The 23143-nt window shown below is 35.5% G+C and carries 27 protein-coding genes and 2 tRNA genes; 8 read left to right on the top strand and 21 right to left on the bottom strand.

Annotated features, from left to right (window positions below; genetic code table 11):
* Nucleotides 1–55: 55 nt before the first annotated feature.
* On the bottom strand, nucleotides 56–1093 hold the full coding sequence (locus tag DWQ18_06875) for a zinc-binding alcohol dehydrogenase (GenBank protein RDJ32906.1): 1038 nt from the start codon (nucleotides 1091–1093) through the stop codon (nucleotides 56–58).
* A gap of 73 nt (nucleotides 1094–1166) precedes the next feature.
* Between DWQ18_06875 and DWQ18_06870 the strand changes: the two genes are divergently transcribed.
* Both DWQ18_06870 and DWQ18_06865 read left to right on the top strand, forming a co-directional pair.
* Entirely contained in the window at nucleotides 1167–1394 is a 228-nt protein-coding gene (locus DWQ18_06870) for a hypothetical protein (protein ID RDJ32905.1), read from the top strand.
* 34 nt (nucleotides 1395–1428) lie between these two features.
* Nucleotides 1429–3459: a thioredoxin domain-containing protein gene (locus tag DWQ18_06865; GenBank protein RDJ32904.1), complete on the top strand. Its 2031-nt coding sequence runs from the start codon at nucleotides 1429–1431 to the stop codon at nucleotides 3457–3459.
* On the opposite strand, the gene DWQ18_06860 is transcribed toward DWQ18_06865, so the two are convergent.
* Together DWQ18_06860 and DWQ18_06855 are read right to left on the bottom strand one after the other, a co-directional pair.
* Nucleotides 3456–3776: a hypothetical protein gene (locus DWQ18_06860; GenBank protein RDJ32903.1), complete on the bottom strand. Its 321-nt coding sequence runs from the start codon at nucleotides 3774–3776 to the stop codon at nucleotides 3456–3458. The genes DWQ18_06865 and DWQ18_06860 overlap by 4 nt on opposite strands.
* 195 nt (nucleotides 3777–3971) lie before the next feature.
* A complete protein-coding gene (locus DWQ18_06855; GenBank protein ID RDJ32902.1) occupies nucleotides 3972–4283 on the bottom strand; it encodes a hypothetical protein in 312 nt (103 codons plus the stop codon).
* Nucleotides 4284–4359: 76 nt separating this feature from the next.
* On the opposite strand from DWQ18_06855, the gene DWQ18_06850 reads away from it, so the two are divergent.
* Together DWQ18_06850 and DWQ18_06845 are read left to right on the top strand one after the other, a co-directional pair.
* Nucleotides 4360–5106 (top strand): DsbA family protein, encoded by a 747-nt coding sequence (locus tag DWQ18_06850; GenBank protein RDJ32901.1) that lies wholly within the window; start codon nucleotides 4360–4362, stop codon nucleotides 5104–5106.
* Nucleotides 5107–5131: 25 nt separating this feature from the next.
* Nucleotides 5132–5587: a hypothetical protein gene (locus DWQ18_06845; GenBank protein ID RDJ32900.1), complete on the top strand. Its 456-nt coding sequence runs from the start codon at nucleotides 5132–5134 to the stop codon at nucleotides 5585–5587.
* Here the strand turns inward: DWQ18_06845 and DWQ18_06840 are convergent.
* The 7 genes from DWQ18_06840 to DWQ18_06810 form a co-directional block, all read right to left on the bottom strand.
* A complete protein-coding gene (locus DWQ18_06840) occupies nucleotides 5550–6299 on the bottom strand; it encodes a DUF3426 domain-containing protein (GenBank protein RDJ32899.1) in 750 nt (249 codons plus the stop codon). The two genes, DWQ18_06845 and DWQ18_06840, sit on opposite strands and share 38 nt — an antisense overlap.
* 32 nt (nucleotides 6300–6331) lie before the next feature.
* Nucleotides 6332–6826 carry a hypothetical protein gene (locus DWQ18_06835; protein RDJ32898.1) on the bottom strand — a complete coding sequence of 165 codons (495 nt, stop codon included), beginning with the start codon at nucleotides 6824–6826 and terminating at the stop codon, nucleotides 6332–6334.
* A gap of 2 nt (nucleotides 6827–6828) precedes the next feature.
* Complete coding sequence (locus DWQ18_06830; protein RDJ32897.1) at nucleotides 6829–7116, bottom strand: hypothetical protein; 288 nt, start codon at nucleotides 7114–7116, stop codon at nucleotides 6829–6831.
* A 35-nt stretch (nucleotides 7117–7151) separates the two neighbouring features.
* Complete coding sequence (locus DWQ18_06825) at nucleotides 7152–7388, bottom strand: Lrp/AsnC family transcriptional regulator (GenBank protein RDJ32896.1); 237 nt, start codon at nucleotides 7386–7388, stop codon at nucleotides 7152–7154.
* A 54-nt stretch (nucleotides 7389–7442) separates the two neighbouring features.
* On the bottom strand, nucleotides 7443–8906 hold the full coding sequence (locus tag DWQ18_06820; protein RDJ32895.1) for an ATP-dependent helicase: 1464 nt from the start codon (nucleotides 8904–8906) through the stop codon (nucleotides 7443–7445).
* A 134-nt stretch (nucleotides 8907–9040) separates the two neighbouring features.
* Nucleotides 9041–9115 (bottom strand) — tRNA-Thr (locus tag DWQ18_06815).
* A gap of 267 nt (nucleotides 9116–9382) precedes the next feature.
* Entirely contained in the window at nucleotides 9383–9931 is a 549-nt protein-coding gene (locus tag DWQ18_06810) for a hypothetical protein (GenBank protein RDJ32894.1), read from the bottom strand.
* Nucleotides 9932–10012: 81 nt separating this feature from the next.
* Between DWQ18_06810 and DWQ18_06805 the strand changes: the two genes are divergently transcribed.
* Nucleotides 10013–10498 carry a hypothetical protein gene (locus tag DWQ18_06805; GenBank protein RDJ32893.1) on the top strand — a complete coding sequence of 162 codons (486 nt, stop codon included), beginning with the start codon at nucleotides 10013–10015 and terminating at the stop codon, nucleotides 10496–10498.
* Between the two features lie 38 nt (nucleotides 10499–10536).
* On the top strand, nucleotides 10537–11088 hold the full coding sequence (locus DWQ18_06800; protein RDJ32892.1) for an arginine decarboxylase, pyruvoyl-dependent: 552 nt from the start codon (nucleotides 10537–10539) through the stop codon (nucleotides 11086–11088).
* Here the strand turns inward: DWQ18_06800 and DWQ18_06795 are convergent.
* From DWQ18_06795 to DWQ18_06785, 3 genes are all read right to left on the bottom strand, one after another.
* Nucleotides 11085–12263 carry a hypothetical protein gene (locus tag DWQ18_06795; GenBank protein ID RDJ32891.1) on the bottom strand — a complete coding sequence of 393 codons (1179 nt, stop codon included), beginning with the start codon at nucleotides 12261–12263 and terminating at the stop codon, nucleotides 11085–11087. The genes DWQ18_06800 and DWQ18_06795 overlap by 4 nt on opposite strands.
* A 169-nt stretch (nucleotides 12264–12432) precedes the next feature.
* Nucleotides 12433–14202: an oligoendopeptidase F gene (locus tag DWQ18_06790; protein ID RDJ32890.1), complete on the bottom strand. Its 1770-nt coding sequence runs from the start codon at nucleotides 14200–14202 to the stop codon at nucleotides 12433–12435.
* Between the two features lie 30 nt (nucleotides 14203–14232).
* Entirely contained in the window at nucleotides 14233–14487 is a 255-nt protein-coding gene (locus DWQ18_06785; protein ID RDJ32889.1) for a hypothetical protein, read from the bottom strand.
* A 139-nt stretch (nucleotides 14488–14626) separates the two neighbouring features.
* Between DWQ18_06785 and DWQ18_06780 the strand changes: the two genes are divergently transcribed.
* Both DWQ18_06780 and DWQ18_06775 read left to right on the top strand, forming a co-directional pair.
* A complete protein-coding gene (locus DWQ18_06780) occupies nucleotides 14627–14911 on the top strand; it encodes a hypothetical protein (protein ID RDJ32888.1) in 285 nt (94 codons plus the stop codon).
* Between the two features lie 42 nt (nucleotides 14912–14953).
* Nucleotides 14954–15388, top strand: coding sequence for a universal stress protein (locus tag DWQ18_06775; protein RDJ33421.1), 435 nt, complete (start codon nucleotides 14954–14956; stop codon nucleotides 15386–15388).
* Nucleotides 15389–15455: 67 nt separating this feature from the next.
* On the opposite strand, the gene DWQ18_06770 is transcribed toward DWQ18_06775, so the two are convergent.
* The 8 genes from DWQ18_06770 to DWQ18_06735 all read right to left on the bottom strand — a co-directional run bounded on the left by DWQ18_06770 (nucleotide 15456) and on the right by DWQ18_06735 (nucleotide 23059).
* Entirely contained in the window at nucleotides 15456–15833 is a 378-nt protein-coding gene (locus tag DWQ18_06770) for a hypothetical protein (GenBank protein ID RDJ32887.1), read from the bottom strand.
* Nucleotides 15834–15868: 35 nt separating this feature from the next.
* Nucleotides 15869–16873, bottom strand: a complete 1005-nt coding sequence (locus DWQ18_06765) for a TIGR00341 family protein (GenBank protein RDJ32886.1) — start codon at nucleotides 16871–16873, stop codon at nucleotides 15869–15871.
* 60 nt (nucleotides 16874–16933) lie between these two features.
* Nucleotides 16934–17028, bottom strand: a tRNA-Val gene (locus DWQ18_06760).
* A 54-nt stretch (nucleotides 17029–17082) separates the two neighbouring features.
* Complete coding sequence (locus DWQ18_06755) at nucleotides 17083–17250, bottom strand: 50S ribosomal protein L40e (protein ID RDJ32885.1); 168 nt, start codon at nucleotides 17248–17250, stop codon at nucleotides 17083–17085.
* A 32-nt stretch (nucleotides 17251–17282) separates the two neighbouring features.
* Nucleotides 17283–18200, bottom strand: a complete 918-nt coding sequence (locus DWQ18_06750) for a succinate--CoA ligase subunit alpha (protein ID RDJ32884.1) — start codon at nucleotides 18198–18200, stop codon at nucleotides 17283–17285.
* Complete coding sequence (locus DWQ18_06745) at nucleotides 18197–19303, bottom strand: succinyl-CoA synthetase subunit beta (GenBank protein RDJ32883.1); 1107 nt, start codon at nucleotides 19301–19303, stop codon at nucleotides 18197–18199. Before DWQ18_06745 ends, DWQ18_06750 begins: the two co-directional genes overlap by 4 nt.
* 40 nt (nucleotides 19304–19343) lie before the next feature.
* Nucleotides 19344–19673 carry a hypothetical protein gene (locus tag DWQ18_06740; GenBank protein RDJ32882.1) on the bottom strand — a complete coding sequence of 110 codons (330 nt, stop codon included), beginning with the start codon at nucleotides 19671–19673 and terminating at the stop codon, nucleotides 19344–19346.
* A gap of 185 nt (nucleotides 19674–19858) precedes the next feature.
* Nucleotides 19859–23059, bottom strand: coding sequence for an isoleucine--tRNA ligase (locus tag DWQ18_06735; GenBank protein ID RDJ32881.1), 3201 nt, complete (start codon nucleotides 23057–23059; stop codon nucleotides 19859–19861).
* Nucleotides 23060–23143: the final 84 nt, after the last annotated feature.

Genomic DNA, 23143 nt, shown 5'->3' with positions numbered 1-23143 from the left:
TTTCTTACAGTGCATGAAAGAAATTTTGGAGACTGTTATTTAAAGAAATTTTAATCTACGGTACTAGTACTGCACGCGCTTCTATTTCAGAATTTTTTAATTTTAATAGAACTTCATTTGCTTCTTCTAGTGGATACGTTTCATATACTACTGATAAATTATTTTCATGAGAAATTCTTATCACTTCTTCCATGTCTTTTCTTGAACCAATCAACGTTCCTTTGATTGTTTTTTCTTCAAATGTTGGGAAGTTAGGAATGTTTCCAACTGTTGCAATAACTACTAATCCTCCTTTTTTGATTGCTTTAATTGCAGTGTCTGTGACTTTTTCAGATGGTGCAAAAACAATTGCAGCATCAAGAAATCCAATCTTGTCTTTTAGATTCTTCAAAAATACTTCTTGATTGTCCTCAAATGAAATAACATAGGATGCTCCAAGCTTTTTTGCTACATCAAGATGTTTCTTGCTTCGTGATATTCCTATGACATTACACCCCTCAACCTTTGCAAATTGTATTGCCATGTGTCCTACTCCGCCAATTCCAAAAACCCCTATCTTTTTGCTTGGCTTTGGTTCTGCTGCTTTTACCGCCTTGTATGCTGTAATTCCTGCACAAAATAAGGGTGCAGCATATTCGGATTTCATAGTATCTGGAACCTTTGTTGCAAATTTTTCTGAAACTGTAATGTATTCTGAGTAACCTCCACGAAGTGATTCACCTGTTACTACATTTGATTCGCAAAGGTATTCCTTTCCTTCTAAACAATATTCGCATTCTAAGCATGATTCTAACAATGGGGTTATGCCTGCTCTATCACCTACCTTGAATTTACTAACTTTATTTCCAATCTCTACTACTTTGCCTACTACTTCATGACCTGGAACTGTTGGTAGTGTTGGTGGGATACCTAATTCTTTCCAATCTCCTTCAATTCCGTGTAATTGTGAGTGACATACTCCACATGCTTCAATTTTTAATAAAATTTCATCTGGATTTTTAATCTCATGTTTATCTATTTGTGAAAGCTTTAACGGCTTGTTCTCTATAGGGCCTAACTGTGTTAACATCATCGCCCTCATCTTTTCTACCATGATTCGTGAAAACCTTTAACATATTTTTAGATTTGTTAGGAAGAAAATTAAGCAATGAGTTGTTACTCCAAATATGGATTATAGGCTAACTGAAGAAGACAAAGAACGAGTTTCACTTCTTCAAAAGGTTACAAAAAAGGGGTTGAAAGAACTGAATCTTAATGAACTTCAAAGATTGCAAATTTTAGTTGAAAAGAAAGATTACAGTCATAGCAAAAAAGCACAAAAATCAAAATCAAAATTATTGGCAAAGATCAATGTTGCAATTTATGAACATGAAGAAGGGCGTCAAGGAATCTAATTAGATACAAATACGGTAGTACCATAATTTCCATGTGGCTGAAAATAGCTTAATTCATGAAACTAGTCCGTATTTACTGCAACATGCAAAAAATCCTGTTAATTGGTATGCGTGGAATCAAGATACGTTGGAGAAAGCAAAGAAGGAAAACAAGCCCATCTTTCTTAGTGTTGGATACAGCTCATGCCATTGGTGTCATGTTATGGCCCATGAATCATTTGAAAATGATGATATTGCACAAATAATGAATGAGAATTTTATCAACATCAAAGTTGACCGAGAAGAGCGACCTGACATTGATGATATCTATCAAAAGGTATGCCAGATTGCTACCGGGCAAGGAGGGTGGCCATTAAGCGTATTTCTTACTCCTGATCAAAAGCCCTTCTACGTTGGTACGTATTTTCCCATTCTGGATAGTTATGGACGGCCTGGGTTTGGTAGTATTCTTAGGCAATTGGCTCAAGCATGGAAAGAAAAACCAAAGGATATTGAAAAAACTGCGGAAAATTTCTTAAACACCCTTCAGGGATCTGAAAAAATTTCTGCGCCTTCTGAGATAGAAAAATCCATTCTTGATGAGGCTGCTGTAAATCTCTTACAAATGGGGGATCCAACATATGGGGGATTTGGTAATGCACCAAAGTTTCCAAATGCTGCAAATATTTCGTTTCTCTTTAGGTATTACAAAATTTCAAAGATATCTAAATTCAAAGAGTTTGGATTGAAGACATTAGATAAGATGGCAAAAGGTGGAATTTTTGATCAACTTGGTGGTGGATTTCATCGCTATTCTACTGATGCAAGGTGGTTAGTACCACACTTTGAAAAGATGCTTTATGATAATGCATTAATTCCAATTAATTATGCTGAAGCATTTCAGATTACAAAAGATCAATTTTATCTTAATGTAATGAAAAAAACACTCAATTATGTTCTAAGAGACATGACTTCTCCTGAAGGTGGATTTTATTCTGCAGAAGACGCTGACTCTGAAGGTGAAGAAGGAAAGTTCTATGTTTGGTCCAAAAAAGAGATAACCCAAGTACTTGGAAAAGATGCAGATGTCTTTTGTTTGTACTATGATGTAACCGATGGAGGAAACTGGGAAGGAAACTCGATTCTCTGCAACAATGTTAATGCCTCATCAGTTGCTTTTCACTTTGGTATATCTGAAGATAAAGTAAGAGAAATCATTAATGCCTCTTCTGAGAAACTTTTGCAAATTCGAGAAAAACGAATCCGCCCAGGCTTGGATGATAAAATTCTCACCTCTTGGAATGCTTTGATGATTACTGCTTTTGCAAAAGGCTATCAGGTCTCAAATGATGAAACCTATCTAACCGCTGCAAAGAAATGCGTTTCTTTTATTAATGAAAAACTGTTTGCAGATGGAAAACTTCTTCGTACATACAAAAATGGTACTGCAAAAATCCAGGGCTACTTGGAAGATTACGCCTATTTTACAAATTCTTTGATTGATGTTTTTGAAATGTCCCCTGATGCTGAATATTTGGAAAAAGCTAAAGTTTTCGGAAATTATCTACTGGATCATTTCTGGGATGAATCCCAATCAAGCTTTTTCATGACTGCAGATAATCATGAGCAGTTAATCATTAGGCCTAAGAGCAACTATGATCTTTCAATGCCTTCTGGGAATTCTGTTGCTGCATACGCACTTTTACGATTATATCACTTGACTCAGGAACAAAAATTCCTTGAATCTGCTACGAAGGTAATGAAATCTCAGGCCATGATGGCAGCTGAGAATCCATTTGGATTTGGATATTTGCTAAATACCATCTACATGTATCTGCAAAAACCATCCGAAATCACTATTTTAAATTCCCAAAATGATGAAATGACAAATTTTATCTTCAAAGAGTTTCTGCCCGGCTCTATTGTTGTTGCCATTAAAAATAAATCTCAATTGGATAAACTATCTACTTTGATGTTCTTTGCAGGAAAAGAGTTTCATCAAGACAAAACAACTGCATTTGTATGTAAGGATTTTTCTTGTTCGCTACCTCTTGAAAAAATCTCTGAAATCGAAACACTCATCTAATTTTTCTTCATATCTATTTGCAAAATTTCCCCAACTTGTGGTCTTCCAAGTCTTTCATAACGATTTTTGGGCATTGCAATGTTGATTGAAATTTGTTGGTAACTTTTTATTTTGACAGTTGGCTGTGCTTGGAGAATTGCATCAAGTAATGGCATCACTTGTTCTTTTGTTTCTGTATCTAATCTTTTAGAAACCGAATCAATGATCATCTGTTTTTGTGAAACAGGTTCGGTGTTGACATTTTCAACTAGTGATAGTTGGACAACTTGACCATTATCAACAATTTGTTGTATTCTAAATTCATTAATTTCACTCAATGCTTTTCTGTTTCAATAGTTTGCATTTATCTCTAACTATACTGATGATTTCTACGTAATCGTTTTAATACAAAAATGCCTAATTCACGTATCGCAAGTAGTGGGAACAATTCTCACATCGTCCTGCGATGCCACGACCAAATCCCGAGATAGTATGAGAACTGTGTCCCTCAAGAAACCACTTCTCAAAAAATATTATTCTTCACTGGTGTTTTTTTTTGGACTATCTGGGTCTTCAAGTATTGCTTTTTTTATGAGTGGGGCCCTGTCTTTTAGAATCTTGTTGAATTCTTTAATGTCCTCAAGATCTGGTGTTTTTTCTTGATTCTGATACGCCTGTAAAAATCCTGAATATACACATCCAGAAATAATGCCAAATGCTGTATCTGCCACTGAATTGATTTCTGGAACATATGATTCTGCTATCTGTTTGTATGATGCTGCTTCGCTGATATAGTAATCAATTAAGCTATCAATGAAATTTTTTGTCTCTTTTGCTATTGCCATGGATTAAACCTTCTGCTCATAACTTGGTAAAAATCATATAAATTAATAAAAATGCACCTTATGAGGTCATTAAGAAATGAGTGCTAATAGCGGTAATATGCTTAAAGGATTAATTGCAGCAATTGCAATTGCTGCCTTTTTTGGTGGTTATGTTTTGGGTACAAGTTCAAGCCCATCTGATGATGAAATTGCGAAGCTAATCATGGAATATAATAAAAAACCACTGCAGATACAAGAGGCGGTACAGGCCCCAACTGACCCGTCTCCGATTTTTGTATCTCATGATAATGATCCTTTCATGGGAAATCCTGATGCTCCAATAACCATTGTAGAGTTTTCGGATTTTCAATGTCCGTTCTGCTCACGTTTTTACCAAGAAACTCTTCCATCAATTGAGCAAGCTTACATCAACACTGGTATGGTTAAACTAGTTTATCGGGACATGCCTTTAGGAATTCATAAAAATGCTATTCCTTCCCATATTGCAGCAGAATGTGCAAATGTTCAGGGTGCGTTTTGGGCATATCATGATATTTTATTTGAGAGACAAAATCAATGGCAAAACCTAGACTCTATGTCATTAGAAGAAAAACTAACCGAGTATGCAAAAGAACTAGGCCTTGATTCTTCGTTTAATTCTTGTATAAAGTCAGCAAGCATTCTAGAAGAAGTTCAAAAAGATTATGCGCAAGCAACTGGCTATGGTGTTACAGGAACTCCAACATTCTTTATAGGAAATGATGAAATTGGATTTGTAAAACTTTCAGGGGCAAAACCCTTTTCTGACTTTCAGAGTATTATAGAGTCCCAACTAAACACGTAAAAAGATATTTCGTAATCTTTTGCTTATGTGGAAACTCGAATTAGAAGAGCAGTACTTTCGGGTGTATGATTCTAAAAAACAGATTGCTGGATACTTTGATCCTAGTTATGGGGACATATATCCACGAGACAATGAGGAAGAAATAATTGAGAAAATGCTAAAAGAGCATGAAAAAGTACCTGGAGGTTTTTTGATGCTACCAATGGTAAAGTTTGGTATTTTTGATCCTGATTATCAGGCAGATATCTCCACATTAGAAGCTCAGCTCAATTCTGCAAACCAAAGAATACAGATGTGGAAAAATTTTATGACTCTCTCTGGAAATAATTCTCACTTTGTTCGATTATCTCACACTGATCATGACATGCTGAGCATTACTTTTCCAGTAAAATTTTCAAAACCAACTCCTCTTGATAAAAAGTTACTTTTAGAAGAGTTGGAGCCTATTTTGGATCAGCTGCAGACACAAGGTTTGTTATGAATTTATTGGGATATTTTGTAAATGCAACATATGCGATAATGGAGGAAACAAACAACAAAGATGTTCCTAATGGAAATTCTGGAACTGCTGCATACTCTTCAGATTCTGCAATTAGTGAATAATCGACAACTGTGCTTGATTGTGTTTTATCTGGAACTGATACCAAAAAAAATGCCTCAGAATTTGATCTTAGGTAATCTGGTTCGGTGTGTATTCTTTCTACAGCTGCAACATTACCGCTTCTGTCATAGAGTGTTGCCACAACAGATACGATGTTTGCAGTAATCTCACCCTTGTTTGCTACTGTGCCTTTTATCATTAAATTATTGTGAGCATCTCTTAATATCTCAGAATCTATGACATCGATAACTTGATTTTTCGGTGTCGAGACTTTGTAATCTAGTGCAAGCAAATAACTATCAATGTATGCGACATCTTTTCCTGTAGCTAGAATCTCAAAGGGACCTTTCATCCCCGGCATTATGGTATTGACAAGTGAGCTTGCAGAGATGGTGTCAACTAATTCAGAATTTGCATATAGTGATGAAGAAACTTCAATTTGTGTTATGGGTGCATCAAGACCATTGTATATTTCTCCTACAATGTGATAGGAACCATCAATTCCTAGATATTGCTGATCATTTTGTATAGCGACATCTGCCCATGCATTTGGAATTAAAAAAATTGGTAATAAAAATAAGAGATATCTCAATAACTCTACTTGTCAATCATAATTAAAAGGAATTATGGTTTGATTCCTGCCTTTACTGCATTAAATTCTGATAATCCTGCCATCTCGTACTCAAAAGCCTCTTGAAATATTGCATCTGCTCGTAAAAGATCGTCTGTATTGCCTGTTTTGGCCCAACTAATTATCAGATTCTCTGCCTCTAGTTGAGTCTGCGTTGACAACTTTAGCAAATCTACTGATGCCTTAAATGGTTCAGGTGGACTCAAAGAGTCATATCGTAAAATTAATTCCTGCATCTTTGCAGTATGTTTCTCTGCTACTTCCAAAAATTCCTCCTTTGAAATTTCTTCATTTTTTAACATCTTTTCACTTGCCAAAAATTCATCTTGGGATTTTTTTAATTCCTCTTGAATTTGCTGAATCTCGTTTCCAAAAGTAAATCCTTTGATCTTTACTTGGTCTATGTAATAGTTGTACCCCACAACTCCTGAAATTATAATAACTGCAATGCTTGCAAGAACAATGTTTTGAATTTTCTTCTTCTTCAAATTTATTCTATATAGTTTCCTTCAACATCTGTTTTTAATTCTATAACCATGACTGTTCCACTAATGAATGACTCATTTCTTATTGTTCTTACTCTGCCTACATCCAAGTGATGTGGCCAAATCTCGACAACAATTGCACCCACCTTGACATTCTCTGGAGCATCTGTCAGAACAATATCTTCTTTTTTTACGCCATGTGTTTGAAGAACTTTTAATGAATGCTCAACAAGCGGTTCGGGATTGTTGTGATTTATTGCCCAAACTGTTCCCTCATATTCTATCTTTTCCATGTCGTATCAAAATTCCAGTGTGTCTAATATAACAATCATTCGGGATTAATTACATTTAGAGTCATTGTACTGACTACTCTTGCCAGTTTTCTTATTTTTGTACCTACAATCTTTTCAAACTCGTCCTGAGTCTCTGCATGAACTTCTGCAATTACATCATAAGCGCCAAAAGTTAAAAACGCATTTTTTATTTCTGGCATGGTTCGTAATTCTTCTACAATATATTCTTCTGCGCCTAAATCACAGTTTAACAAAATGTAGCCAGAATGCATCTCTTAATTTATCTGTGTATTACTGACTCTTAAGTTTTAGATTTTTTCCAATATCTACCAGCGACTTCGAAGACCGTAATGGTTCTTCTCTGAGCTAAATTTTCTATATGGCTTTCTTTCAGAATTTCCACTCTCTTTTCTATTATCTCTTGAATCATCATCTCTTCTATAGGAACTATTTCCACCATAACTACGTCCGCCGTAACTTCTTCCACCATAATTGTTTCTTCCACCGCCTTTGCCTACTCTGCCATCTCTGGCGTCCCCATCCCTTCGGAATCTTCCTCCACGGTTACCATAGCCACCACTGCGCCCATATCCGCCTCCTCTTCTGGCTCCTCCACCGTATCCTCCATACCTTCTTTGGGGTACTTCGCGCTTTAATGGGTCAGGAATGTTAATCTCAATTCCCATCTCTTGGTTTAGATCAGTCATCTTTACTTTGATCTGTCGTTTGATAAGATTGAATTCTCCTACAGATGAATATGATACAAGTGTAATTGCTCTTCCTTTGGCTCCAGCTCGTGCGGTTCTTCCGATTCTATGGAAATAAACCATCTCTTGGTTTGGAACATCATAGTTTACAACCAAAGCCACTCTTGGTACATCAATTCCTCTTGCAGCTACATCTGTTGCAACTAAAATTTCTGCTTTTCCAGTTCTAAATCGTCCCATGGCTTGTTCTCTTCTGTGTTGTGACATGTCTCCTTCGATTGCAACTGCATCAAAGTTACTTTGGTGTAGCATTCTTGTGACATCACGAGTTCTGTGTTTAGTTGAACAAAAAACAATTGACTGTCTGCCTTTATTTTGATTAATAAAATCAATTAGATACTTCATCTTGTCTTTATCTTTGATAACTAGATATGATTGATCTATTCCTTCTCCACTAAGATCATCTGCGTCAAGAAGAAACTGTTTTGGATTTCTCAAATACTCTTCTGATAATCTTAATATTTCTACGGGCATAGTTGCTGAAAACAATGACATTGTCTTTTCATCTGGTGTTTTATCTAAAATGAACTGAATGTCGTCAATAAATCCCATATCTAACATGGTGTCTGCTTCATCTAAAACTACATGAGCAATATCATCAAGGTCTAAAGAACCCCGTTTTAGGTGATCGATTAATCTTCCTGGTGTTGCAACTATGATTTCAACACCTCTTGCAATAGCTGAGAGTTGTGGTCCCATACTTTGTCCACCATAAATTGATACGACCTTAATTCCAGTGTACTTAGCGAATTTTTTTATCTCTTCTGTAATCTGAACTGCTAACTCTCTAGTAGGTGCTAAAATTAATCCCTGAATTCCGTTTTTTGGAATAATTTGGTTTAGCATTGAGATAGAATATGCACCAGTCTTACCTGTTCCGGTGTGTGCTTGACCAATAACATCTCTTCCTGTTAGTAAAACTGGAATTGTAGCCTCTTGAATAGGGAATGCTTCTTTGAAGCCCATATCTTCTAGAGCATCTAGTACCTCTTGTCTTACTCCTAACTCACTAAATTTTGTCATTTTATTTTTCTCTCGTAAAGCAATGACGAAAACAGCATCATTGCCTGATCGTCATTATTTCCAATTTAACTGGTCCTTACACGTATAATAAACCATTGTAAACTTTGGATGAGCTAATTTGATAAAATTTGATGAGCCAATGGCGAGATTTGGACTCGCGACCTTTCGCTTACAAGGCGAATGCTCTAGCCAGGCTGAGCTACATTGGCACGGAGTACAATGAAATTTCAGATAGTTTAAAGTGTTCTCTCCTCATTTACCCCGTCAGTTTTTATAATCTCGGATTGTGCAGATCAGCAATGAAATACATCCCGCCTCATAAACTAAAAGTGATAATGGGTTTGTTCTTTGGAACTGGTATTGCAGGAATTTTTTTAGGTCTTAACAACAATGTGTTTTATTTGACATTTCTTGGAGTGATTAATCTCTGTCTTGGTGGATTTGCCGGATGGATATTTCTTACACAAAAACCAAGATTACGAGACAAACGTAAGGAAAAGTGACATTACAATCATTATGTTGGTTGCAAAATGCATCGCATACGAATGATTGATACCCTTTTTGTCATAAACATACTTGAACAAAAATCCAATTGGTATTAGGAATAATGCAGTGTGTACTTTAATTCCCATTGCAATATGAATGAGTGCCCAAACTAGTACCATCTTTTTGCTTTTCCTAAAGTAAAATTCTTCTACATAGTTGATGTGAATAAACATGTACACCAACAAGGGAATGAAAGGAATTATTCCCCAAATTCCCTGTTCTGCAAAAGGCCCAAAGGCAATATTGTATCCAAGCCAGCTCCAATTTAGAAAAGGAATCGTATCTAGAAAATCAAATAATAAAATAGCATAAACAATAACTATTCCAAATGCAAATGGTGCATACTTGATTGAACGTAATCCTTGTTTTAGATCACTTAGCCTTTTTTTGGTGTCCTTGATTAAAAGAAGAGATGCACCAACCGTCAAGACATAGTATCCTACAATAAAGATGTCTGATTCAAAAAACGACTCTTCCAAAACACTCAAACCCTATTTACATAGTATAAAAATTCTAGTTAGAAACCAGTCATTTGGGAAGCAATTTGTTAAATATTGAGCATGAAGATAATTCCCATGCAAGAATCTGAACCTGCACCAAACTTTGAGCTTGATGCACATGATGGTTCCAAGGTTTCCTTGAGCTCTTTTAAGGGAAAAAAGAACGTAGTCTTGTGCTTTTATCCAAAGAATCATCTTTTTGCATGTCCTTCAAAAAAAGTCTTCAAAATGGCCCAAAGTATAATTGCATCCTATGATGATATCGTTTCTACTGATTCTGTACTGTTTGCAATTTCTATAGATACCATTGATTCACAAAAAAAGTTTGTAGATGAATATGAAATCCCATACAAGCACCTAAGTGATACTAAAAAAGACACATGTAGGCTCTATGCTGGCTTGAATATAGCTGGATTACCAAAGCGTTGTACATACATTATAGACAAAAACGGACTGATTAGGAAAATCTTTAGAGATATCTCAGTAGAATCTCACGGGCAGGAGATACTTCAAACTCTTAGACAAATTGCGGATTCCTCTGTTTAATCAAAATATAAATAATAATATCTTAGAGAAATGACAAATTGTTAGACCTAGTAGCAAAGAAATTATTTTTAACAAAAGGAAAAGGAGTACACGAAGATAGGCTAACTAGTTTTGAGTATGCCTTACGAGATGCAGGAATTGCTGGAACTAACCTTGTCTTAATCTCTAGTATTTTTCCACCACATGCAAAACTTGTCTCAAGAAAGGAAGGATTAAAGCTAATTAATCCCGGACAGATTCTCTTTACAATTTATTCCCGTAACCAAACTAATGAACCGCATAGATTAACTGCTGCATCAGTAGGAATTGCACAACCAAAGGATCCTAATCGATATGGATATCTTTCAGAGTATGATTCCTTTGGACAAAGTGAAAAACAAGCAGGTGACTATGCAGAAGACATCGCTGCACAAATGTTGGCATCATCTTTAGGCATTCCTTTTGATATTGACAAAAGCTGGGATGAGAAACGACAACAATGGAATATCTCTGGACAAATCTACAAATCATCAAACATTACTCAAACTGCAATTGGAAACAAAGATGGTAAATGGACTACCGTGTTTGCTGCAGCAGTCTTGATTGTCTAGGCTGATTTTCTATATCCTTTAAGGTAGTATAATGCTGCACCGATTGCTACTATGGCAATAATTGCAACTATGATCATTGATTCGTAATTTTCCTCGACGTCAACATTTTCTATAATTGGCTTTTCGGTAAACTCCCCGCCAAATCCTGTTAACGTAAATTCCAAGTCTTCACTTTTTACTACCGATTCTTTTCCAAAGAGAAACTTTCCTTCAATTTTTTCACCTGAATCTGGATCAAATATCCAACCAGTCTGGGTTACATCCGTTGGGATTTTTTCTTCATCAATAAGATGAGTGTCCATCAAACTACCTCGAACTTTTTCAATACTGGTTGATTCTGGTGATAATACCACTACTTGTAATAATGAATTTAGTGGATAAAATCCTCCCGAAAAGTATGATGATCTTCTTAATTCATCTGCATGTAAAAATTCTAATGGTTTAATGGTGCTCACCTTATCAGCAGCATTAGGATAATCAATTGATAATTTTAGTTGAAATAACGATGCATTATCTCTTGGAATAATTGAAAATGTCATACTTGCATTTGGATCAGAAGACATCTTTTTTGCATTTTCATAAAATCCTCCCGAATCCCTAATTACTTTGGGTATCAAAATTGATGAAATCTTTTCATACATTGACATTGTGTCCTCAAGCGGCATTACATATACTGCTGAAACTGTTCCTCTTCCTGAAACAACCCCTGATGTATCAAGTAGTTTGTTTGCTTCATCACTGTGATGAATGTATACTGAATGAAATTCTGCGTTAGTATCAAAAACTCTGTTAATATCATCAATTAACGAATCCCCAATCATTCTAGTTCCATCTTGAATTGCATTGATACCTTTCCAGTCTGGATGCTGTGAAACATTAATCAAAATACATGCTTGATCAAAGACTCCGAGAATGCATCTTTCTTCATTTGTTAAAATCACTGAGATGATCTGCGGATTTTCTCTAATCTTTTGTTCAACGTCTGAGGGTATCTTCATCTCTTGATTGCTGGTGCTCTGAAGAGTAATTGATGCAGTTACATTGTTTGATATTTGTTGATCAATTAACACCTGTCCCATCTCTTGGAATGTTGCAAATTGGAGTTCTTGGGAATCTGCTTGACTGATTCCAAAGGAGGCTATGGCAATTGCGATTATGGCAAATACTCTATACACAAAATGCACGTTTCTAATTTACAGTATTAAGGTTGCTACAATTTATTCTGGATTTTTCTCAAACGTTTAAATTTCTAATATGGAATATTAGACTTGACATCGATTCAAACCGATCGGGGAACAAGCCGGCAGCCTGTGCGTATGGCTGTCGGCCCCATTAATTACAAAATTATTCCAGTTTACTTAATTCCTTGACTTGACTATTGACATAATCAAAGCCTTCCTGCCAAAATTCAGGTGATCTTATATCAAAACCGTACTCTGCGAGCAGCTTTTCTGGTTTTTGTGATCCTCCCGCAGCTAAAATCTCAATGTATGCTTTACTAAAACTTGTACCCTCCTTTTTGTATCTCTGAAATAACGATAGGGCCAGTAAATTCCCAAAAGAGTATGCATAGCAGTAAAATGGTGTATGATAAAAATGTGGAATACAACTCCACTCTATTGCAAAATCATCAGTTAATGCAACAGAGCTTCCAAACTGAACTTTCAAATTTTCAAGATATGTTTTTGAAATCTGATCCACTGTGGTGCTTTCTGCAATTTGTTTATGAGCATCTACCTCAAACAAAGTAAAAAATGATTGTCTTCCAATTGTTGCATATAGATCATCAATCTTTTCAGAAAGCATAGCTCTTCTTTCACTAGTCTTTACCTTATCTGCTAGATTTTCATACAAAAGTAATTCTGAAAATGTTGACGCTGTTTCTGCCAATGGCAGTGGTGCATCCTGAACAAGAATTGATTTTCCTTCAGCTGCTTGACTATGGACTGCATGACCTAGCTCATGTGCAAGTGTAAATACATCTCGTGATTTTCCAGTAAAGTTCACTAGTACAAACGGGGTAATCTTTGGAGATAGCGTACTGCAGAATGCCCCATCTCTCTTTCCTGGACGTATTGAAGAATCGATATGATTCTTATCAAAAATGTTTTTTGCAAACTCTGCAAGCTTTGGACTAAACTTTCCTAATGATTCAAAGACTAGTCTGACTGATTTATCGTATGGATAATTTTTTTCTTTAACCTTTGTATTTGTTGGAGCATATAGATCGTATCTTCTAAGTTTCTTTAGGCCTAACATCTTTGCTTTTTGTTGAAAGAATTTTTGAAATACTGGAGCATTTTTTTTACATACATGCAATAGTGAGGATACTGTTTTGTCGTCTACATCATTACCAATGTTTCTCATAGAAATAGGAGATGGATATCCACGAATGTCGATTCCTTCATCTTTCCAATTAAGAACAATGTTTTGATAAATTTCGCCTAGAACTCCTCTGTTTTGTGAATATTTTGATAATAGGACTTTGTAAGCTGCTTCTCTTGTCTTTCCATTAGTGCTTCTAACAAGACCAGATAATTGCTCTCGAGTCATTTTTCTTTTTTTACCTCTTAAGATAATTGAGTACTCAAAGGCGTTAGTTATTTTATCATAGAGCTTGATGAGAGCGGTAATTCCCGTCACATCCAAAGTATTGATTATTCGCTCTTCTGCCTCACTAAGGGAGTATTTTGCAACAAGGCGTTTGTGTCTGAGATATTGGGCCAAATCTCCTGCATCTTTGATTAAACGGTTTGCATTTTTTTCATCAATTCCTTGCTTCCACCATAAATCAAAGAATAAAATCTGATTAGAGACATCTGAGCCCAGCTTGCTCATTCTTGTTAATAGTGATGTTGCCTCATCTGATTGTGTGTTTGCAGAGTAGGAAAGAGATGCATATCCTCCAACAACACTAATCTCTTCAGAAATTGTCTCTAAATTTTTGATAATTTTTAAAAATTCTGATGTTGAAATGGTTGGTTTTAGTTTTGATTTTATCTTTTCAAATTCAGTTGCCTTTTTTTGAATACGTCTAATTTGATTTTCAAATTCTGGTCTCTTTGGATCTTTTACTAGCTCTGTTAAATTCCAACTTCCAGCTTTGTAGACCATTTAACATTGTTAGTTTAGACCACTATAAAATCAATAGTATTCTTTGTGAACATAACACCACTTCCATGATTTATCTGGAACTGCAATCATTACTGGATGTCCAGACTCTTCAAAATGTTTTGTAGCGTGTTTGCCATATGATGAATCACAACATCCTACATGACCGCAAGTTAAACACATTCGTATAGCGACCCATGGTAAATGCTCTTCTTCACATTCTTTACATCCTTTTGTTGTTGGTTCGACATTTTTTTCTTGTGCAAAATGTTCACATAATTCTGTCATGTTGTAAATTAAAAATTAGAAAATAAAAAGTTAGCTTGGATTAATTTCTTAAAAAATTACGAACAAAAAAATTAGTCTAGTCTAATTAGTCCTATCTAATTTTCAAATCCTTTATTGGTAAAGAAGTGTATGTAATGTTATGAATGCATGGAATAAATTTTGGAAATGGTATGAAAATAAAATTCTAGGAAGTATAGTCATAATTGCAATTATTCAATTCATCCAAATTCCACATATGGTATGGAATGCTGATTTGTATTTACAGACAGGACACATCAGTAGGTTACATCCTGCACTAGACTGGTTACTATATGGTGTTGACCTAATTGAGATTGTATCTATCATTAACGTTGGTATGATTATGTTTAGTCTAATCAAAAAAAGACGTGCACAAAAAGTCGAAATTCAAAAACAGTCAAAATGAGCGACTTGTAATTCTTAAATTCATCCTAGTTTGAGACTAAACATGTTCAAGAATATTACCGTGGCTTTTATCACCAGAAGTGTTCGGACTAAACCATTCATGGTTGGTATGGCTATGGCCCAAAAATTTAATGGAAATCTCACAATAATTGAATGTGTACTTAAGAAAACTCCAAAGTTCGTACTGTTTGAGACTAAAGACGACAAGCAAGCTGCAAAAAAGCAAAAACTTGCAGGTGAAAAAACTCTAAAAGAATTTGAAGCAAAGGCAAAAGGTGCAAATATTTCTGTAAAAACTGTTTTGGCCCTAACAGAATCCATTCCTGATTGGATTCATGATTATGTAAAAGAGCACAGAACTGATTTACTAATAATTGATCATCCTCACCTAACTGATTTTGAAGAGTCCTATTATGATGATATAATCAAAACCATTTCTCATGAAGTTGCAGTACCTCTACTATTGTTGCGTTCTTAGGATTACAGATAACAAAAATTGTTGTAGGGAAGTCAGGGTTACTTGATAATAATATTCAACTAAATTTTTACTGAACCTGCTCGATCTTCCACTGATCATTTACCCATAGGCCAACAACCTTAACAGGTAAATTCCAAGATTTGATTATGTCGACCGATTTTTTTATCTGAGAAATATGCTCTTCCTTTGATACTGGGTTTCCTGCACAATCATGATGCCCTGCTATTGCAATCAGTGATGAGCCATGAGCATTTATTGAAATCTGGACTTTGGCTTTAATTTGATCAATTTTTTCTGGATTTTGTAATAGAGTCTTGTCACATCCTGGCTCTGTAACTGTGTCCACATAATCAGCAGAATGATTCTTCTTAATCCATTCTGATACTGGGGTTTGTGTTCTTCCGTCTATACAATTAATTGCTGTAGCAAATTTACCTTCTGCCATAATACCAAATTCTTATTCTGTGTTTTATATTTTATCTAGTCTGGTTTTAACAGTAAGAACCCAAGAATTACACTCAATCCGATAAAGATTGCAATTGTTTTCCACATCTGGCTCCTAGCTTTTTCTTTTTCATATACTCGTCTTGGGGTGATTCCTTCTATGAAAAATACGGCTGTAGTGCCCAAAATCAACCCTATGACATTGGCTGCAGTTAGAGTTAGCGCACTTGAAAATATACTGAAATTCCATAACGCAATTCCGATTCCTGCAACTGTTGCTGGTGGAACTAGAGCTGCTGCAATAGCTACACCGACAAGAATGCCTGGGATTTTTGTAGTCATTGCAATCCCTCCTGCAAATCCTAGAGCAATAGCCACGCCTAGATAGACAGGTGAAATTTCAGTCCTTGATAAAATTTCATTTGTCATAGGTAAATCAGAGAATTGTAATGCTATTGCAGTAAGTATTGTTCCTGTTGCAATTACTGCTGCTAGTAGTATTAATCCTGAAATTGTTGCCTTGTAAACTTTTTGTGGTTTTCCAACTGCAACATTAAATGAAAATGCAGTAATTGGTCCCAAAAGTGGTGAGATCAACATTGCGCCAATTACTAAAGATGCATTGTTTGCAAATAATCCAACTGTTGCAACACTAGCTGCAATGATAATCATGAAAAGAAGATTCTTGTTAAACTCTACACTTGGCTCTACGATTTCCTTGAATTCTTCAGATAGTTTTTTCTTTTCAACTTTTTTGTGCTTTTCTTTTTCTTCCTCTTCTAATTTATTGATGTATTCAGATAAAGTAGCATCAATTGTTTGACTGGTAATGAGAACTTCTTTTTGTCTAGTGTCGACAATTTTATTTAATTCGTTTACAAGGTTTGAGGCTAAAATATCAAGACAAATTGCGGTGTATCTAAGTAGTTTGTCTTCATCATACATGACCAAATTTAGGTGATATGGGACCTTGTATTTTTTGAGAACAAATTCAATCGCTGAACCTCGTTGCTCATGACAGGTAATCTCTATTTTCTTCATTTACTATCCTTCATGTACTTGATCTTGTCCTTTAATCTTATCCTTGGCTTTAGGAAATAGTGGACCGGATGGGATTTGAACCCATGACCTTTGCGGAATTTTTAAAATTCATACGCAGTGTGAGTGCGTCATCCTAGCCACTAGACAACCGGTCCATAGGTGATAAATTTGAACAAGTTTTTGTGTCTTTAGGTTATTCTTTGAAAAGACTATTTCTTAATGCCGAGGTTTCTATTCTTTAATCTTAGATAGCCGTTGTGACACTTTCTGCATCGTGTAGCGGCAATAGAATTTCTAGCCCCGCAGTTAAAGCAAACTTTCATGTGAAGACGTGCTTTTTGAGCAATCTGTTTTTTTTGTGGGTCTGTTATTGGCATCTTATTTTCTCCCTAATTTCCTCTCTTTTAATTTAATCGGAATAACTATCCATCTTTTTGGCTAGCAACACAGGCACTTCTACTGGTCTTTTTGCTACAGGAATGTTTGCCTTGTTAAACATTGAAACCTTTGATTCTGCAGAACCGTATGTTCCCATCACGATTGCGCCTGCATGTCCCATTCTTTTCTCCTTTGGTGCTGCTCTTCCTGCAATATATGCGACAACTGGTTTTTTGAATCCACTATCGATAATTCTCTTTGCAAGTAGTTCTTCTGCGTCTCCTCCAATTTCCCCTACTATGACTAGCCCTCTAAGATCAGGCAAATCTTTGACCATCTCAAATGCATCAATTAGTCTGGTTCCATTTACTGGGTCTCCGCCAATTCCAATAGTTATGCTTTGACCAAAACCAGCTTGCGTAAGGCTGTTTGAAATCTCATAAAGTAATGTACCGCTTTTTGATAGTACTGCAACATCTCCTGCCTTAAATGGACTAGCAGGCATAATTCCTATCTTGATTACCTCTGGAATCATAATTCCTGGAGTGTTAGGGCCAATCACTATTGCATCATTTTTTTGTGCTAATGCAAGAACTTCTAATGTGTCTCTTACTGGGACATGTTCTGGAATTGCAACAAGCAATTTGATTCCTGCTTCAAGTGCATCCTTTGCAGCACCTAGAAAGAACTTTGCTGGAACAAAAATTATTGAAATTTTTGCACCCGTAGCATCGACTGCTTCTTTTACAGAATTGTAAATTGGCACTCCTTCAAATTTCTCTCCTCCCTTTCCCGGAGTTACTCCAGCTGCAATGTTTGTTCCATATTCCATCATTAATTTTGTATGCAACGAACCAAATTTCCCAGTTATTCCTTGAACAATCACTGGTTTTTTCTTAAAGTCAGGATCACTTGGTTTTCCCTGTAATAACTCAAAAACTCTTGTCATTTCTTAATCCCCATAACTGCTGCATTGATTGCATCTTCTACCGAATCAAATAATTTTGTCTTTGTGTCTTTGAGCATCTCTTTAGCTTTTTCAGATTCTGCCCCTCGTAATCTTGCAAAGACTGGTAAATCAATCAGATTATTTTCATATGCTTGAATAAACGCTGCTGCTACAACTGATGTTTTGACAATTCCGCCATAAAGATTAACAAGAATTCCTTTGACTCTCTTCATTTTACTAATCAAAGTTAATGCTTCATAGACTGATTCAGTTGTTGCACCACCTCCTACATCCAAAAAGCATGCTGGTTTTCCTCCATTATCTGATAACATGTCAAGTGTAGACATTACTAGTCCTGCACCATTTCCAACTACCGCAATGTTTCCTTCAAGCTCTACTAGAGAAAATCCACTCTTTTCTGCTTTTTCTTCTAATTCTGATTTTTCTTGATACTTTTGTAATTCTTCATGTCTAAAATTAGAGTTATCATCTGTCATGACTTTACCATCTAATGCTAATAGAGAACCATCACCAATAATGGCAAGTGGGTTAATCTCTGCTAATTCTGCTTCTTTTTCAATAGTTAATTTTGATAATCTTTTCAAAAAGTCTACCAGGTCATTTGATGCTTTTTCATCAAGTTTCATCTCTTTTGCTACTTCACGAGCTGTTGCTTCATCAACATGACCAAGTCCAACTTCTTTTATGATTTGATTCTTTACTGATTCGATCTCTACTCCTCCTTCAGCTGATGCAATGATTGTGTAACACCTTTTACTTCGATTCAAAAATAATGATAGATACAATTCTTTTTTGATGTCTGCCATCTTTTCAAGTAAAATTGCTCTAGTCTTTTCTCCTTTGATTGACATTTCTAGGACCTGAGGATACTTTAATTCAAATTCATCATCACTGTTGCATTTTTGAATTCCTCCTGCCTTTCCTCTTCCGCCAACTGGAACTTGAGCCTTTATGACAAATGGATATCCTAATTCTTTGGCATCCTTTCTTCCCTGTTCGATATCTTTGGATGCTTTACTAGGTGGAACTTTAATTCCATATTCTTTGAATAATTCCTTGGCTTGATACTCTAATAGCCGCATGCAAGAATTTTGTCAATTACGGTCTTTATAATCTATGATATCATTTTAGCTGATTTTCAAGCAGAGACACAATTTGCAAGAACCGATCTCTACTTTTTCTGATTAATTTTTCTGGATATTCATCAATTGAGAAAACAAACTGTTCATGAAATGTTGGTGGTAATACGCCGCCAGATGTAACCAATTGCTCTATGATATGATCTTGGGTAAGGGTACAAACAATCTCTTCATATGACTCTCCTTCTTCCTCTAGTGTTTGCCTGTATAGAATAATTGGTGAATTTGTCTTTGCAACAACAAGTGATGCTTTTCTTAAGAGCTCAGTAAGATGCTGAATCTGCCATGCATCTAGACTAATCTGTTTTACCATGTACAGTATACGCATTTTTTCTATTTATTATGCCTGTTTAGCAAAAAGCTAACTACTTGGTTCACTGTAAGTATAATAAAATTCACGCCTGAAAAAATACTGCGCTTTTATACTTATTTTGTTAGAAATAATATCCATCCATATCAAATAGAATTTCTATGGCCTCCAAAAGGCCTCCCTAAATTCTATTCTACTGAAATTCTAATCTTTTGACCATCTAGGTCATCATCTTTGTATTGTTTGCATGATTCCTCAAAGTTGATTTTTTGCACTCTGACTAAAAATGACAAATCTTTTGCTTTCTCTTTAATCATCTCTGTTTGTTCATCATCCAGTTCCAAAATTGATGCCACACTCAAAACATCTGTTGGGTTGTATCCTCTTTCTTTTCGCAAGGTCTGTAATCTTCTTGCAAGATCTTTTACCAGTCCTCTTGCCATCATCTCTTTGTTTCTTGTAGTTGAAATAAACACAATAAATTCATCCCGTTTTGCCATTGCATATCCTTCCTTTGCATCAAAATCTATTACAAAGTCTTGTTTATCTAAAATTATTTTATTTCCTTCCACATCAAATGTAAATGAACCACTTTTGTCTAGTTCTGAAATGATCTGTTCTTGTTTCGTTTCCGCAAACATTTGCACCAGTTTTCCCATGTGCTGTTTTACTTTGGGACCGATTTGTTTTCTTTCTAGCTCAATCTTTGGTACAACAGGCAGGCCCAGATTTTGTAACTGAAGGAACTCCTCCAAACCTTCACTCTTTTGAGTTTCTATGATGGAATACTTTTCAACATTCAGCTGTGAAATCAAGAGCTCAGATAAGGATTCTAACTTTGTTTTATTTCCTTTCTCTACACAAATTATTGCCTCATTTAACGGCCATCGTCTTTTGAGCTTTCCTTTCATTCTTGCAGCTGCTGATACTGATACTGCATCCTTCATCAAATCAAACGACTCTTCTATCTTTTCATCAATTAGGGATTCTTGAACTTGTGGCCAGGAATCAAGAAGAATACTATTTTTTTCTGAAAATGTATTTTGGTACAGATATTCAGTGGTATATGGACAAATTGGATGTAATATCACATCCAATGTTCTAAGAATCTCCTGTAGTACTGCATAAATTGCAAATCTTCTGTCTTTTTTTGAATCATCTTCATCCCATAATTGGCCTCTAGTAATTGGGATGTAAATTTGGCTAAGTAGATTTATGATAAAATCTTCAATAGCTTTTGCTGATTCGTGAAATCTGCATTTGTCATTGTGTTCATTTGTTTTTATTATTAATTTTTGAAGTTTTGATAACAACCAAATATCTGGTGACTGCAGTTGATTGTTTTGTTTTGCCCATGTCGCAGTCTTTGATTTATCAAATTTATCGAACTCGCTGTTTTGCTTAAAGTACAAATGTAGATGATATAGAGTACTAAGAACTTGATATGGTCTTGACATTAATTCTTCTGTGCTAAAATTAAGAGGTTCTATTGGACTTGATTTCCACATGAAATAAAATCTAATTAAATCAACAGGATATTTTTCAAGTAATTCCTGTGCATCCAAAACATTTCCTAAACTTTTACTCATCTTACTACCATTTTTATCAAGTACATGTCCTTGAAACAAAAATGCATTGTATGGTGATACTGGTGCATTGTTTAAAATTACATTTTCAATTAGTAGTGTATATGCCCATCCTCTTGTTTGGTCTATTCCTTCTGTAAAAAACGGTGCAGGTATGTATTCTGAATATGCCTCATCTGTTAATGATGAATATGGTGCTGAACCACTATTGTGCCATGTATCTAACACGTATGGTTCTCGCTCGGTATTGACACTGTTACATTTTGAGCATTTGATAACTAGATTATCTATCCATGGTCTGTGTAACTCAAAATTCTCTCCGTCTGGAAGTTTATCAGCTGATTCAATTATCTCCTTTCTAGAATAAAACCAATCTTTGTTTCCACAATCTTTGCAACTCCATACTGGTAGTGGACAACCCCAAAATCTTTCACGAGAAATACACCAAGGATGTCTCTCTTTGATAATTCCTAGGAATCTATTTTTTGGTTGGTCAAAAAAGTACTCTACCTTTTCAGCTGCATCAATGGCCTTGTCTCCAAGCCTGTCTAGCTTGTAAAACCACCCTTTTCTTGCAAGCCACACAATTGGGTGATGCGAACGCCAACAGAGTGGGTACTTGTGTTTTATCTTTCCAATTTTAACTAGAGCATCTTTTTCTTTGACATCTGTTACAATTTTCTCATCTGCGTCTCTGACAAATAGCCCTTCATACTTTCCAGCTAATTTGGTGAATTTGACCTCATCATCTATTGGATTGAAGATTTTGACTTTACGTCTATTTGCAATGGCGATATCCTCCTCACCATTTGCAGGCGACAAGTGAACCAAACCGCTTCCTGTGCTTGCATCGACAAATTCTTCTGAAACGGCTATGTGATAATTTTCTTCCTTTGCAAGGTCTGCCAAGGCTGGAATTTCATCAAGCAATGGATGGATGTACTTTTTTCCCTCAAATTCTGAACCTTTGAGAGTCTTTGTAATAGAGTGCTCTTCTATCTTTGCTTCTGAAAGAAACTCTTCTAATCTTGTTTTTCCAATAATCCATGTTTCATTCCCAACTTTGACGTAATGGTAATCCTCATTTGGATTTAATCCGACCATTGCATCAGTGACTAAAGTAAAGGGCATCGTAGTCCAGACAATCAAAAATGCATCTTCATCAACCAGTTTTACTTTGTAGTACAGTGATGGATCCTTGACTTCTTCATATCCTTGGTTTACTTCTGCATGACTTAGTGATGTCTGACAGCTGGGGCAATATGCAATAACTGTAAAATCTTCTTCTAAAATTTTATTTTCATTTGCTTTCTTTAGAAATTGCCATTCTCTTTCAATGAATTCATCTCGGTATGTCCAGTATGCATCTTTTTGATTAAATGACATCCCGAGTAAATTATCTACTTGTACCCATTTTTCATTATATTTTTTCACAAGTACTTTACATTCTGATACGAGTTTTTCAATTCCAACCGTTTTGATTATCTCAGTTTTTCCACCAGTGACTCCAAGTTCTTTTTGTGCTTGAAGCTCTACTGGTAATCCCTGTGTGTCCCATCCTGCATTGAAGATTATCTTGTATCCTTTGAGTGTGTTATATCTGTACCAAAAATCTTTGATCACTCTTCCTCTAAGATGACCTGCATGTGGAATTCCATTCATTGTTGGCGGGCCTTCGATAAACATGATCTTCTTGTCTTTATTTTTTGAATCAAAAATTAATTCATGTAAATTACTTTTAGATGAAATATCTCTCATTTGAGCTTCTATTTTTTTTGAATCAAATTCCTTTGCTAATTCCATCTGAAAACGCTAAATGCTGATGACATTATAAAGCTAAATTAGTTTTGCAGTATGAAACAATTTTGGATTAATATTACAGAGTTG

The sequence above is a fragment of the Thermoproteota archaeon genome (genome assembly GCA_003352285.1).
In the GTDB taxonomy this organism is placed as follows: Archaea; Thermoproteota; Nitrososphaeria; order Nitrososphaerales; family Nitrosopumilaceae; genus PXYB01.
The sequence above is the reverse complement of the archived record's forward strand: the minus strand, read 5'-3'. Positions and strand labels throughout refer to the sequence as shown.